The organism is Streptomyces sp. NPDC041129 (assembly GCF_055592265.1).
Genome location: NZ_JBVIYV010000001.1, coordinates 157,311 through 170,394 on the forward strand (window position 1 = coordinate 157,311; position 13,084 = coordinate 170,394).

At 72.9% G+C, this 13,084-nt stretch carries 10 protein-coding genes; 7 read left to right on the plus strand and 3 right to left on the minus strand.

Going from position 1 to position 13,084, the window contains the following annotated elements; all coding sequences use genetic code 11:
- The first annotated feature begins 260 nt into the window (after nucleotides 1-260).
- Complete coding sequence (locus tag ACZ6B1_RS00630) at nucleotides 261-842, plus strand: adenylosuccinate lyase (RefSeq protein ID WP_468773622.1); 582 nt, start codon at nucleotides 261-263, stop codon at nucleotides 840-842.
- Nucleotides 843-849: 7 nt separating this feature from the next.
- Here the strand turns inward: ACZ6B1_RS00630 and ACZ6B1_RS00635 are convergent, their stop codons facing one another.
- The 3 genes from ACZ6B1_RS00635 to ACZ6B1_RS00645 form a co-directional block, all read right to left on the minus strand.
- Nucleotides 850-1,374, minus strand: coding sequence for a GNAT family N-acetyltransferase (locus ACZ6B1_RS00635; RefSeq protein WP_468773624.1), 525 nt, complete (start codon nucleotides 1,372-1,374; stop codon nucleotides 850-852).
- 90 nt (nucleotides 1,375-1,464) lie between these two features.
- Entirely contained in the window at nucleotides 1,465-3,036 is a 1,572-nt protein-coding gene (locus tag ACZ6B1_RS00640) for an alpha/beta hydrolase (RefSeq protein WP_468773626.1), read from the minus strand.
- 135 nt (nucleotides 3,037-3,171) lie between these two features.
- Nucleotides 3,172-4,215 carry an Rv2578c family radical SAM protein gene (locus tag ACZ6B1_RS00645; RefSeq protein WP_468773628.1) on the minus strand — a complete coding sequence of 348 codons (1,044 nt, stop codon included), beginning with the start codon at nucleotides 4,213-4,215 and terminating at the stop codon, nucleotides 3,172-3,174.
- Between the two features lie 135 nt (nucleotides 4,216-4,350).
- Here ACZ6B1_RS00645 and ACZ6B1_RS00650 point away from each other — a divergent pair, with 135 nt between their 5' ends.
- From ACZ6B1_RS00650 to ACZ6B1_RS00675, 6 genes are all read left to right on the plus strand, one after another.
- Nucleotides 4,351-4,794 carry an SRPBCC family protein gene (locus ACZ6B1_RS00650; protein ID WP_468773630.1) on the plus strand — a complete coding sequence of 148 codons (444 nt, stop codon included), beginning with the start codon at nucleotides 4,351-4,353 and terminating at the stop codon, nucleotides 4,792-4,794.
- 173 nt (nucleotides 4,795-4,967) lie between these two features.
- Nucleotides 4,968-7,379 (plus strand): MFS transporter, encoded by a 2,412-nt coding sequence (locus ACZ6B1_RS00655; protein ID WP_468773632.1) that lies wholly within the window; start codon nucleotides 4,968-4,970, stop codon nucleotides 7,377-7,379.
- Between the two features lie 155 nt (nucleotides 7,380-7,534).
- Complete coding sequence (locus ACZ6B1_RS00660) at nucleotides 7,535-10,012, plus strand: ATP-binding SpoIIE family protein phosphatase (RefSeq protein WP_468773634.1); 2,478 nt, start codon at nucleotides 7,535-7,537, stop codon at nucleotides 10,010-10,012.
- Between the two features lie 139 nt (nucleotides 10,013-10,151).
- Nucleotides 10,152-10,871 carry a methyltransferase domain-containing protein gene (locus tag ACZ6B1_RS00665; RefSeq protein ID WP_468773636.1) on the plus strand — a complete coding sequence of 240 codons (720 nt, stop codon included), beginning with the start codon at nucleotides 10,152-10,154 and terminating at the stop codon, nucleotides 10,869-10,871.
- Nucleotides 10,872-10,946: 75 nt separating this feature from the next.
- Nucleotides 10,947-11,780 (plus strand): M55 family metallopeptidase, encoded by an 834-nt coding sequence (locus ACZ6B1_RS00670; protein WP_468773638.1) that lies wholly within the window; start codon nucleotides 10,947-10,949, stop codon nucleotides 11,778-11,780.
- A complete protein-coding gene (locus tag ACZ6B1_RS00675) occupies nucleotides 11,773-13,077 on the plus strand; it encodes a M20/M25/M40 family metallo-hydrolase (RefSeq protein ID WP_468773639.1) in 1,305 nt (434 codons plus the stop codon). Before ACZ6B1_RS00670 ends, ACZ6B1_RS00675 begins: the two co-directional genes overlap by 8 nt.
- Nucleotides 13,078-13,084 lie beyond the last annotated feature (7 nt).

The following is a 13,084-nucleotide window of genomic DNA, read 5'->3' on the forward strand; positions in this document are numbered from 1 at the left end:
CGGCACCACGGGCGTGCACACGCCCGGGAACGGCGGAATCCGACCGGCCCTGTCCCGGAGCCGGGTCGTACTGCGGTACCGAGGTACCGAACCGACCGGCGCACGACGGCTGCGTCACCAAACCGTCGTGAGCGAAAACAGCGAGTGGGTAACTCGCTCGTCTGAGCTTAACCGGCCAGTAACGAGCGCGCCAGCCCCGCGCCGGAGCCGAGTTTGTGATGTAGCTCCCTCCGCCCCGGCCACCGGCCTACGCTGGCCCCGTGGACGAAGAGTTGCGATCGCTCACGGAACGCTTACGGCAGGAGTCACACGGCTCGCCCGGTTACGAGCACCTGCTGACGACCTCGGACCACGACGAACTGGCCGAGGTGCTCACCGCGCCCGGACAGCCGCTGTGGGCCCGGGAACTGGCCGCCTTCCGGCTGGGCCGGGCCGGCGACCGGCGCGCCTTCGAAGCGCTCGTGCTGCTGCTCAACCACCGCGACCCGCCCCGCTGCGCCTCCGCCGCCCATGCCCTCGCCCGGCTCGGCGACCCGCGCACGGCCCGCGCCGCCGCGGCCCTCGCCACCAACGAACTGCGCGTCGCCTACGCCCTGCACCCGGTACGGCTCCTGGTCGAGCTGCGCGCTCCGGAGTCCGTACCCGCGCTGATCACCACGCTGGAGCGCCGGCTGCGCCCGCACGACCCCTACCGGCGGGTGGCCCTCGCCTGCGTGGACGGTCTCGGCGCGCTCGGCGACGCCCGCGCGCGGCGGGTGCTGGGCGAGGCCCTGGCGCACCCGGCGCTCGCCGAGGCGGCGGTGCGGGCGCTGGCCCGCATCCCCCGCCAGGAACGGAAGTGACGCCGGGTCAGTCGCCCAGTGCCCGGGTGTACCGCACCTCGGGCACGAGTTCGCCGCCCGCCTCGAAGGGCTCCTCGGCGCCGTCCCAGCGGAAGCCGGCCCGCTCGTAGAAGCGGCGGGCGCGCGCGTTCTCCTTCAGCACCCACAGGGACATGCGCGGGTACCCGGCGCACCGTTCGACCGACTCCGCGAGCAGCGCCCGGCCCGCCCCGGTGCCGAGATGGTCCGGGTCGAGGTAGATGGCGTACAACTCGGCGTCCTCGGTGCGTACTTCACCGTCGCGGTACGGCCCGTACGCCGCCCAGCCGACCACCTCGCCGCCCCGCTCGGCGACCAGGTTCACCACGGCGCCGTTCCCCTGCGTGAACCAGGTCCGCCGCCGCTCGGCGTCCCGCGCCACGCTGAGCGCGTCGAGATACGGCTGCGGCATGAGCCCGCGGTAGGCGTGCCGCCAGCCCCGGACACGGATCTCCGAGACGCGGTCGCAGTCGTCGAGGGCCATCGGGCGGATGCGGAGGGAGGGGTCGTCCATGACCGCACCCTAGAGAGCCGATCCGCCCGGCGCCCGTAAATATCCGGCGGCCGGGCCGGCGCGGGGCCGGCCCGGTCCGAACGCAAGAACCTAGCCGCGGAAGCCCAGCAGCCGGTGCAGCTCCGCGCCGCGGGAGGCGGTCGGGGCCGCCTTGCCCGTCGAGGGCTCGGGGTCGGGCGACCTCTCGCAGACCGCGTCCGCCGTACCGGCCGTGCCGCCCTGGCGCGGGAGCGTGCCGCCGGACAGGTAGTCGGCCAGGTACCGGTCCAGGCAGGCGTTGCCGCTGAGGCTGATGCCGTGGTTGCCGCCGCCCTCCTCGACCACCAGGCGGGAGCCGGCCAGCAGCCGGTGGGCCGTCACGCCGCCCCCGTACGGCGTCGCCGCGTCGTCGGTCGCCTGGAACAGCAGCGCCGGCGGCAGCTTCGTGTTGGCGACGTCCACCGGCCGCAGCGCCCCGGTCGGCCAGTACGCGCACGGTGCGTTGTACCAGGCGTTGTTCCAGGCCATGAAGGGCGCCTTCGCGTACACGCCCCAGGTCTCCGTCCGCCAGCGGTCCCAGTCACGCGGCCAGGACACGTCACGGCACTGCACCGCCGCGTAGACGCTGTACCCGTTGTCGCCCGGCCCGTCCACGGCGCCGTAGTCCTGGTACACCTTCACCAGCGGCCCGGTTCTCCCCTCGTTCACGTAGGCCGCGAACGCCGCCGCGAGGTGCGGCCAGTAGCCGTTGTAGTAGCCCCCGGGGATGAAGGCGTCCTCCAGCTCGGCGGCGCCCACCTTGCCACCGGCCGGCTTCTTCGCCAGGGCCGCGCGCATCGCGTACCACGCGGCCTCGACCTTCGAGGGGTCCTTGCCGAGCCGGTACGTGCTGTCGTGCCGGGCGATCCACGCCATCAGGGCGCGGTGGCGGGCGTCGAAGGCGTAGTCCTGGCTCACGTTGTCCTCGTACCAGACGCCCGTCGGGTCCACGATCGAGTCCAGCACCAGGCGCCGTACCCGCTGGGGGTAGAGCTTGGCGTACACCGCGCCGAGATAAGTGCCGTACGAGTAGCCGAAGTAGCTGATGCGCGGGGCGCCCAGGGCCCGGCGGACGGCGTCCATGTCACGGACGGCGTCGACGGTGTCGATGTACGGCAGGACGTCCGCGTACTTGCGGCCGCAGGCGGCGGCGAAGGACCGGGCGCGCTCGAGGTTCGTCCGCTCCAGCGCGGGTGTGGCGGGCACTGTGTCGGGCCGCACCGGCGTGAAGCGGCCGGCCGAGCAGTCCAGCGCGGGCGTGCTCTTCCCGACGCCCCGCGGGTCGAAGCCGATGACGTCGTACTGGGCCGCCACCGACCTGGGCAGCGCCGACGCGACGAAGCCGGCGAGCTTCAGACCGCTGCCGCCGGGGCCGCCGGGGTTGACCAGCAGCGGGCCCTGGGAGGTCGGGGCGGTGTGCGGGACGCGGGACAGGGCGAGCGTGATCTGCCGGCCGGACGGCCGCGCGTGGTCCAGCGGCACCTTCAGCGACGCGCACTGCAGGGTCGGGTAGTCGTCGGTGCCGCACTTCTTCCAGCTGAGCTTCGGCGCCGGAGCGGTGGGGGCCGCCTCGGCGGGGACGGCCGTGACCGAGCCCGCCACCATGGCGGCGGCTGCGCACAGCACGGCTGCGCGTGTCCTCATGGGTCCTCCCGGGACGGAGGGTGACGCGAACCGTGTGATCACGGTCCTCGCCGGATCGTCCCGAAATCGGCGCCCCACAGAACCCGTTCCGCCGATACTTGACCCAATTGGGTCGAGGGATGCCCTCCAACGCTCTCAGAGGAGGGTGAGCTGGGTCGGCTCCGCGGGCGCTGACTCCTCGGCGGCCCCGGCCGGCTGCCGGATCCGCCGGGCCGCTCCCGCGCGCGTGGGGCCGATGCCGTACTCCTGGGCCAGCTCGTGCACCTGGCGGGTGATGCGGCGCTGGTACCACTTGGGCGCGTAGGCGCCCTCCGCGTACAGCCGCTCGTAGCGGCGCACCAGGTGCGGGTGGTGCTGCCCGAGCCAGGCCATGAACCACTCGCGCGCGCCGGGCCGCAGATGCAGCACCAGAGGTGTGACCGAGGTGGCCCCGGCCGCCGCGATCGCCCGCACCGTCTCCCTGAGCCGGTCCGGGTGGTCGCTCAGGAAGGGGATGACCGGCGCCATCAGCACCCCGCAGCCGATGCCGTGCTCGCCGAGGACGCGGACCACGTCCAGCCGTCGCTCGGGCGCCGGCGTACCCGGCTCCACGGTGCGCCACAGCCCGGTGTCGGTGAAGCCCACCGAGACCGAGATGCCGACGTCCGTCACCCGGGCGGCCCGGGTCAGCAGCTCCAGGTCGCGCAGGATCAGGGTGCCCTTGGTCAGGATCGAGAAGGGGTTCGCGTGCTCGGTGAGGGCCGAGATGATGCCCGGCATCAGCCGGTAGCGGCCCTCGGCGCGCTGGTAGCAGTCGACGTTGGTGCCCATCGCCACGTGGTCGCCCTGCCAGCGGCGCGAGGCGAGCTGACGGCGCAGCAGCTCGGGAGCGTTCACCTTCACCACGATCTGGGTGTCGAAGCCGATGCCCGTGTCGAGGTCCAGGTAGCCGTGCGTCTTGCGGGCGAAGCAGTACACGCACGCGTGCGTGCAGCCGCGGTACGGGTTCACCGTCCACTCGAACGGCATCCGGGAGGCGCCCGGCACCCGGTTCAGGATCGAGCGTGCCCGGACCTCGTGGAACGTGATCCCGGCGAACTCCGGCGTGTCGAAGGTGCGGGTGGTCACCGCGTCCGCGCCGAACAGGGCGGGGTCGGCCCGGCGGTGTTCGGGCTCGCCTGTGAGGTTCTCCCAGCGCATGACGCCTCCTCGGTAGCACTGCCGCACAGAATAGAACATCTGTTCCCATGATCGTGCGACCCCCGATTTGGGCGCCCGGGCACCGGGGTGGTTGGCTTGCTCCCTCTTCGAGAAAACTGGTCCTGGAGGAACGCAATGGCGCAGGTCGAGGCCACTACGGAGCGGGTCGTCGCGGCGGACGCGGAGAAGGTGTTCGACGCCCTCGCCGACTACAGCGGCACGCGGCAGCGGCTGCTGCCCGAGCACTTCAGCGAGTACGAGGTGCGCGAGGGCGGCGACGGCGAGGGCACCCTCGTGCACTGGAAGCTCCAGGCCACCAGCAAGCGGGTGCGCGACTGCCTGCTGGAGGTCAGCGAGCCCACCGACGGCGAGCTGGTCGAGAAGGACCGCAACTCCTCCATGGTCACCACCTGGCGAGTCACCCCCGCCGGCGAGGGCGGCTCCCGGGTCGTCGTCACCACCACCTGGCAGGGCGCCGGCGGTATCGGCGGCTTCTTCGAGCGGACCTTCGCGCCCAAGGGCCTCGGCCGGATCTACGACGCCGTCCTCACCAACCTGGCGCGCGAAGTCGAGAAGTGACCGGGCGCGTCCGCGCCTGACCTCAAACACCGTCCGGTGGCGGGGCGTTGTGCCCCTCACCGGTTCGAGTGGATTCGCATCTCGTCCGAGCTTGTGCCGTAACTCGCCGTACTTGTCCGCAGTTGTCGTCCTGCGCGGGAATTGTGTGACAGGTGCGACGAGGGGAGCGGTACGTGGGTGGGACGACTCTGGTGCGGGACGAGCCGGTCACCGCACGCCCCGGGACACCCGCGGCCCCACCCCCCGGGACCGCCGAACTCGGCGCGCGCCGGGTGCGGTTGGTCTTCCTCGGGCTGATGCTGGCGCTGCTGCTCGCCGCGCTGGAGCAGATGATCGTCGCCACTGCCCTGCCGAAGATCGTCGGTGAGCTGCACGGCCTGGACAAGATGTCCTGGGCGATCACCGCCTATCTGCTCACCGCCACCATCGGGCTGCCGCTGTACGGCAAGCTCGGTGACCTCTTCGGCCGCAAGGGCGTCTTCCAGTTCGCGATCCTGGTCTTCGTGGCCGGTTCCGCGCTCGCCGGGCGGGCGCAGAGCATGGACCAGCTCATCGCCTTCCGCGCCGTCCAGGGCGTCGGCGCGGGCGGGCTGATGATCGGGGTGCAGGCGATCATCGCCGACATCGTGCCGCCCCGGCAGCGCGGCCGCTACATGGGCCTGATCGGCGCCGCGTTCGGTGTCGCCTCCGTCGCCGGTCCGCTGCTCGGCGGCTACTTCACCGATCATCTGTCCTGGCGCTGGTGCTTCTACATCAACGTCCCCTTCGGCCTGCTCACCCTCGCCGTGGTCAGCGCCGTCCTCAAACTCCCCAGGCCCCGCGTCCGCGCCCGCCTCGACGTGCCCGGCGCGCTGCTGCTCGCCGCCGCCTCCACCTGCTTGGTGCTGCTCACGAGCTGGGGCGGCACCGAGTACGCCTGGGGCTCACCGGAGATCCTCGGCCTCGGCGCGGGCGCCCTGGCCGCCACCGTCCTCTTCCTCGTCGCCGAGCACTTCGCCGCCGAACCCCTCATCCCGCTCCGCCTGTTCCGGGACTCCGTCTTCAACGTCACCGGCCTGGTCGGCCTGGTGATCGGCGTGGCGCTGTTCGGCGCCGCCAGCTACCTGCCGACCTTCCTGCAGATGGTCGACGGGGCCAGCGCCACCGAGTCCGGGCTGCTGATGCTGCCCATGATGGCCGGCATCGTCGGCGCCTCGATCATCGGCGGACAGCTCATCAGCCACACCGGGCGGTACAAGCTCTACCCCGTCCTCGGCGGCGCCCTGTCCGCCGTCGGCATGTGGCTGCTGTCCCGGCTCGAGGTGGACACGCCCCGGCTGTACTACAGCGTCTGGATGGCCGTCCTCGGCGCGGGCATCGGCCTGGTGATGCCGGTCCTGGTCCTCGCCGTGCAGAACTCCGTGCGCCCCGCCGACCTCGGCACCGCCACCAGCGCCAACAACTACTTCCGGCAGATCGGCGGGAGCGTCGGCGCCGCCGTCTTCGGCACGCTCTTCGCCGGCCGGCTCACCGACGCCCTGCGGCGCGAGCTGCCGCCGCGCGCGGGCGCCGGGCTGCCCGACCCCGAGTCCCTGACCCCGCAGCTCGTGCACGCGCTGCCGCCGGCGCTGCGCGACGCCTACATCCGCGCCTACGCCGACGCGATGCCCCGGATCTTCCTCTACCTCGTCCCGGTGCTCGTCCTCGGCCTGCTCATCGCCATCTTCCTCAAGGAGAAACCCCTGGTGTCCCACAACGCCGCCGAAACCGAGCCCGCGTCCCCGACCACCCCCATCCCGCAGGCCCGCCATCAGACCCCGGCCGGGGCGTCCCGCTCGCCGTACGCCGCCGGAGTCCCCGTATGCGGCACGGTGCAGCACCCCGACGGGACCGTGGTGCCCCGCGCGGCGCTCACCCTCATCGACGTCGCCGGACAGCAGATCGGGCGCGGTGCGAGCGGCGACGACGGGCGCTACGCGCTCGCCACGCCCGGCGTCGGCTCGTACGTGCTGATCGCCGCCGCCGGCGGCCACCAGCCGCAGGCCGTCTCCGTCACCGTCGGCGAGCGGCCCGTCGAACTCGATGTCGTCCTCGGCGGCGCCGGACGCCTCGCCGGCAGTGTGCTCACCGCCGACGGCAGCCCCGTCCGGGACGCCACCGTGACCCTCACCAACGTGCACGGCGAGGTCGTCGCCAGCACCCGCAGCGGCCGCGAGGGCGGTTACGTCATCACCGAGCTGGTGGCGGGCGAGTACACCCTCGCCGCCAGCGCGCCCGCCTTCCGGCCCGCGGCGCTCCCGGTCACCGTCCAGGCCGCCCGGGAGACCCGGCAGGACGTCGAACTCGCGGGCGGGGCCGTGCTGCGGGGCACCGTCCGGGCGAGCGGCGGCCGTGCCGTGGAGGACGCCCGCGTCACGCTCCTGGACGCCGCCGGGAACGTCGTGGACACCCTCACCACCGGAGCCGACGGAGCGTTCCGGTTCGTGGACCTGTCCTCCGGCGAGTACACGGTCATCGCCGCAGGTTACCCGCCGGTCGCAACCGTTCTGCAGGTCGCGGGCGGCGGCCGCACGGAACGCGATCTGCAACTGGGACACGAGGACTGACGGGGCGGCGCCCGCAGGTCGCCGAGCCGCGCGCCGGTGCGGAACGGTGAAACCAATTCGGGGATTGCCGCACATCGCGACCGGACGGCCCCGTACCGTAGTGGCGGGCGGCACAGATCGTTTGCGAACAGCCGTGGGGAGAGAGGGCCTGGGCCATGGACCGTGGCAGCGAGCGGGACACACCTCCCGGCCGCGGCGCCGGCGACGCCGCGGCGGGCCGCATTCCGCTTGCCGTGGTGGTCGTCGACCGCGACGGTCTGGTGTCCCACTGGAGCAGTGGGGCGGGCCGCCTGTTCGGCGTCGGCCGGCAGGACGCCGTCGGGCGTCCCGCGGTGGATCTGCTGCCGGTGTCCGGCGCGCTCTCCGACGACCCGCACAGCGACGCGACGCCGGACGCCTACGGCCCCTACGAGGCGTACGACGGGCTAGGTCCCGACCTGGAGGCCTCCCTCGGCGGCCGTACCGCCTACCCGGCGGCCGGCCGGGCCCGCCAGTTCCCGCACAAGGACGGGCGGTCCGGTGCCGGGGCGGCCGACGGCGAGCGGATCGACGTGCTCTGGTGGGCCTACCCGCTGGTCGGACCGGGTCCGTTCCGGCTGCTGGTGCTCGCCGCCGACGCCGCCCGGCTGCGCGAGGAGCGCGGCTACGACAACGAGACGGCCGAGCACATCTCGCCCGGCTTCGCCCGCCACACCGAACTGCCCGCCTCCGACGAACTCGAGCGGCGGCTCCCCGAGATCCTGCCCAACATGGGCCCCGACCTCAGCGGCCGCATCGTCTCCCAGATCCTCGAACTGGGCTATCCCGTGCTGGAGTTCAGCCAGTTCGACCGGGTGCCCGTCACCCCGTACTGGGGAGTGCCGCGCCGCCCCGGCCGCAGCCGGACCGAGGCCGTCGTACCGCAGCAGCGGACCGGGCCCGTAGTCCCGGCCGGAGCCGAGCAGGACCTCGAGCACGCCGCCGTGCGCGAGCGGCTGGAGTTCCTCAACGAGGTCAGCTCAGGCATCGGCACCTCGCTCGACCTCGGCGAGACCATCCGCGAGGTCACCAGCGCCGCGGTGCCCCGCTTCGCGGACTTCGCCGGCACCCACCTGCGTTCGGCGGTGCTCGCCGGCGAGGGCTTCCCGGACGGCCCGCCGGACGCGAGCACCGTGATGCACCGCGTCTGGGTCGAGCACAACGACGAACCGGGCCGCTGGGACGACACCGTGCCGGTCGGCGAGACGTTCGCCTTCCCCGAGCACACCCCGTTCTACAAGTGCATGGTGACGGGCGAGCCGGTGCTGATCCCGCGGGTCACCGAGGAGCTGTCCAACCGCATCTCCGGCGAGTTCGAGAAGCGCGACCTCAGGCCGCTCATCGGCGGCCGCTCCCTGCTGATCGTGCCGCTCAAGGCGCGCAACGTCGTCCTCGGCTTCATGGTGCTGATGCGCCGCCCGGACCGTTCCGCGTTCGACGACATGGACCGCACCACGGGTGCCGAACTCGCCGCCCGCGCGGGCCTGGTGCTCGACAACGCCCGCATGTACACGTACCAGGAGAACGTCGCCGACACCCTGCAGGACAGCATGCTGCCGCAGGTCACCCCGCGGATGGCCGGCTGCGACGTGGCGACCCGCTATCTGCCCGGCACCCGGCTCGGCCGGATCGGCGGCGACTGGTTCGACACCATCAAGCTGCCCGGCTCCCGCACCGCCCTCGTGGTCGGCGACGTCATGGGCCACGGGCTGAACTCGGCCGCGATGATGGGGCAGTTGCGCACGGCCGTACAGACCATGGCCACCATGGAGACCCCGCCCGCCCAACTGCTGCGCAACCTCGACGATCTCGCCCGCCGGCTCGGCGAGAACTACCTCGCCACCTGCCTCTACGCGGTCTACGACCCGATCCGCGGCGAACTGCACCTCGCCAACGCCGGGCACATCCCGCCCGTGCTGGTACGGGCCGACGACGGCCGCAGCGAACTGCTCGACCTGCCGACCGGCGCGCCCATAGGAGTGGGCGGTGTCCCCTTCGAGGCCACCGTCGTCCGGGTCGCGCCCGGCGACCGGCTGGTGCTGTGCACCGACGGCCTGGTCGAGGTGCGCGGCTCCGACATCGGTGAGGGTCTGGCCGCGCTCTGCGAGTCCGCCGCCCACCCCGCGGCCTCCATGGACGACGCCTGCGACACCATCATCCGGGCCCTCAACACCCACGGCGGCCGCAAGGACGACGTCGCCCTGCTCATGGCCCGGCTCAACGGCATCCCCGGCGACCACGTCGCCGAATGGCACTTCGACGCCGACCCGCGACAGGTCGCCCGGGCCCGGAGCCTGGTCCGCGAGCGGCTGCTGGAATGGGACCTGCCGCAGGCCGTGGAGACGGCGCGGCTGCTGGTCAGCGAGGTCGTCACCAACGCCGTACGGCACGGCGGAGGCGGCCGGGTCGGACTCCGTGTGGTCCGCACCGACGCGCTGCTGTTCGAGGTCACGGACGACGAGCCCGCCCTGCCCAGCATGCTCGCCGCGGGGCCGTACGACGAGGCCGGGCGTGGGCTGCGGGTGGTCAGCAGGCTGGCCCGCGAGTGGGGTGCCAGCGCCACCGGGCACCGCAAAACCGTCTGGTTCGAGCAGGGCCTCACCGAAGGGCGATGAACGGGGGCGCGCCATCCGCTCCGCGCGCCCCCCGCGGTGGCCGTGGTCCGTACATCCGGTGAAGGTGGCCTCCGGCCCCTTGCCCCGCACACCGGGATCGCGATATCCCGATCACGCAACCGACCGTGGGGAGATCGCCGTGAACGTCTCGGACAACTATCGTGACAACTGGGAGAGTTACTGGCGGGAGACCGCCGACGGGACGGGAGAGGCGATCTGGGACTCCGACCCGTCCCTGAGCGCCGAGCCGCACAGCGAACTGCTCCTGCCGTACGCCGACACCGGGCGCACCATAGTGGACCTCGGCTGCGGCAACGGCACCCAGACCCGCTACCTCGCCACCCGGTTCGTCCGCGCCGTCGGCGTCGACCTCTCGCACGCCGCCGTCGAGCACGCCCGGCGCGCCGCGAACGGCGGCCCGGTCGAGTTCCAGCAGCTCGACCTGACGGACACCGGCGCGGTGCGGGAGCTGCACGAGCGGCTCGGCGACACCAATGTCTACATGCGCGCCGTCATCCACCAGAGCGAGCCGCACGCCCGCGCCGCGGTGGCCGCCGCGGTCGCCGAGCTCCTCGGCACCGAGGGGCGCGCGTTCGTCGTCGAGCTGACGTCCGGGTCCCGCGACGTCCTCAAGCGGGCCGCCGGCGGGCCCGAGGGGCCGGGGCCCAAGCTGCGCCGGGTCTTCCACCACGGCCTCAAGCCCGCCGACGCCGACGACGAGGAGATACCGCGCCTGCTCGGCGAGGCCGGACTCGAGATACTGGCCACCGGCGAGACCACCGTGCCGCAGACCGAGAACCTGGCCGACGGCACCCGCATCGACCTGCCCGCCCGCTGGTTCGTGCTGGCCGGCAAGTGACGAGGTCCCCGGGGCGGCGGTCCTGCGGACGGGGGTCGTAGCCGCCGCCCCGGGGCACCGCGTAACGTGCGGTGCATGAAGATCCTCATCAGCGCGGACATGGAGGGTGCCACCGGCGTCACCTGGCCGGCCGACGTGCTCCCGGGGACGCCGCAGTGGGAGCGCTGCCGGTCCATGTTCACCTCCGACGTGAACGCCGCCGTGCTCGGCTTCTTCGACGGCGGCGCCGACCAGGTGCTCGTCAACGAGGCCCACTGGACCATGCGCAACCTCCTCCTGGAACAGCTCGACGAGCGGGTGGAGATGCTCACCGGGCGGCACAAGTCGCTCTCCATGGTCGAGGGCGTCCAGCACGGCGACGTCGACGGCATCGCGTTCATCGGCTACCACGCCGGCGCCGGCATGGAGGGCGTTCTCGCCCACACCTACCTCGCGAACCAGATCACCGGGGTGTGGGTGAACGACGTCCGTGCGAGCGAGGGTCTGCTCAACGCGCACGTCGTCGCCGAGTACGGCGTCCCCGTCGTGCTCGTCACCGGCGACGACCTGGCCTGCGAGGACGCCCTCGGATACGCGCCGGAAGCGCTGAAGGTCGCGGTCAAGGACCATGTGTCCCGGTACGCGGCGGTCTGCCGTACCCCGGCCCGCACCGCCGCCGACATCCGCGCCGCGGCCAAGGAGGCCGCACAGCTCGCCGTCCGGTACGAGCCGGTGCCGGGCGGCCCGTTCACGGTCGCCGTCGAGTTCGACGCCGAGCACCTGGCGATGGCCGCGACCGTCGTGCCGGGCGTGGCACGCGTCGGCGAGCGCAAGGTGGCGTACACCAGCGACACCATGTACGAGGGAATCCGTGCCTTCAAGGCGGTCACCACGATCGTCTCGGCCGCAGTGGAGGAGCAGTATGGCTGACCAGCAGGCCCTGGACGAGGTGGTGGAGTTCACCTCCGGCCTGATCCGCATCGACACCACCAACCGGGGCGGCGGCGACTGCCAGGAGCGGCCGGCGGCCGAGTACGCCGCCGAGCGGCTGGCCGGGGCGGGCCTGGAACCGCTGATGCTGGAGCGGACCCGGGGGCGGACCAATGTCGTCGCCCGGATCGCGGGCACCGACCCGTCCGCCGACGCGCTGCTGGTGCACGGCCATCTCGACGTGGTGCCGGCGGAGGCCGCCGACTGGAGCGTCGACCCGTTCTCGGGCGAGATCCGCGACGGCGTGGTGTGGGGGCGCGGCGCCGTCGACATGAAGAACATGGACGCGATGATCCTCGCGGTCGTCCGCTCCTGGGCCCGGCAGGGCGTACGGCCCCGGCGGGACGTCGTCGTCGCGTTCACCGCCGACGAGGAGGCCAGCGCCGAGGACGGCTCGGGCTTCCTCGCCGACGAGCACCCGGAGCTGTTCGAGGGCTGCACCGAGGGCGTCAGCGAGTCGGGCGCCTTCACCTTCCACGACGGCTCCGGGCGGCAGCTCTACCCGATCGCCGCGGGGGAGCGGGGCACCGGCTGGCTGAAGCTGACCGCGCGCGGCCGGGCCGGACACGGCTCCAAGGTGAACAAGGAGAACGCGGTCACCCGGCTCGCCGCCGCCGTCACCCGCATCGGCGAGCACGAGTGGCCGCTCAGGCTCACCCCGACCGTGCGGGCCGCGCTCGGTGAACTCGCCGCCCTGTACGGCGTCGACGCCGACTTCGAGGACGTGGACGGGCTGCTGAGGAAGCTGGGCCCGGCCGCCAAGCTGGTCGAGTCCACCGTCCGTAACAGCGCCAACCCGACCATGCTGAACGCCGGTTACAAGGTCAACGTCATTCCGGGCGAGGCCGTCGCCTACGTGGACGGACGGTATCTCGCGGGCGGTGAGGAGGAGTTCCGCACCACCCTCGACCGGCTCACCGGGCCGGACGTGGACTGGGAGTTCGCCCACCACGAGGTCGCCCTGCAGGCCCCCCTCGACTCGCCCACCTACGCCAAGATGCGGGCGGCGGTCGAGGAGCTCGCGCCCGAAGGGCACGTGGTGCCGTACTGCATGTCCGGCGGCACGGACGCCAAGCAGTTCTCCCGGCTCGGCATCACCGGCTACGGCTTCGCACCGCTGAAGCTGCCCGAGGACCTCGACTACCAGGCGCTCTTCCACGGCGTCGACGAGCGCGTCCCCGTCGAGGCGCTGCACTTCGGCGTCCGTGTCCTCGACCGGTTCCTACGGACGGCCTAGACGATGG